Raw genomic sequence first — 627 nt, 5'->3', positions numbered from 1 at the left:
GTTATGAGCCGTTTAACGGGGTGGGCGGCGCATATTTATGAGCAGCGTGCCAACAATCGAATTATTCGTCCAAGTGCTGACTACGATGGGCCTGAGCATCAAGATTGGTTACCGATTGATCAAAGGCAATAGGCCAACGAAATAGTCAAACAAACGAGTCAAAGACATTGCCTTTCAATCGCGCAACAAAACCAAGCAAACTGTGCAGATCAAGCAGAACAAGCCGATCCAGTGCAGTAGGCAATGACTTAAAAAGCAGGGCGAACGATGCCTTGCTTGACCAAGATGAACCGATTCATGGACGGATGCTATGCCAAATTTCAGCGTAAATCAGCGATACCGAAAATCGCTGCCAGAGACACAATTAGACTATTTTGATGCGCGTGAAGCGATCAACCGTATTTCACCGGGTTCGTATGAAACACTGCCTTATACGTCAAGAATATTGGCAGAGCAGCTTGTTAGGCGATGTGACCCTAGCCAGTTGACCGATAGCCTAAAACAAATTATCGATAGAAAAAGCGACCTTGATTTTCCATGGTATCCAGCTCGTGTGGTCTGTCACGATATCCTTGGCCAAACCGCTCTGGTTGACCTAGCTGGGCTTCGAGATGCCATTGCAAAAGA

At 46.7% G+C, this 627-nt stretch carries 1 protein-coding gene and 1 pseudogene; both read left to right on the top strand.

The genetic code is table 11. The annotated features are described in order from the left end of the window. Positions 1 to 132 (top strand): citrate/2-methylcitrate synthase (locus tag ACP45E_RS00965; protein WP_277815664.1); only part of this gene is annotated, 132 nt, incomplete at its 5' end. 178 nt (positions 133 to 310) lie between these two features. Next, a pseudogene (locus ACP45E_RS00960) lies at positions 311 to 627 on the top strand (Fe/S-dependent 2-methylisocitrate dehydratase AcnD); the annotation flags it as partial.

This window comes from Vibrio genomosp. F10 str. 9ZD137 (genome assembly GCF_049974785.1).
Classification (GTDB): Bacteria; Pseudomonadota; Gammaproteobacteria; order Enterobacterales; family Vibrionaceae; genus Vibrio.
Note: the sequence above shows the minus strand (reverse complement) of the source record. Positions and strands in the feature narration are given on the sequence as shown.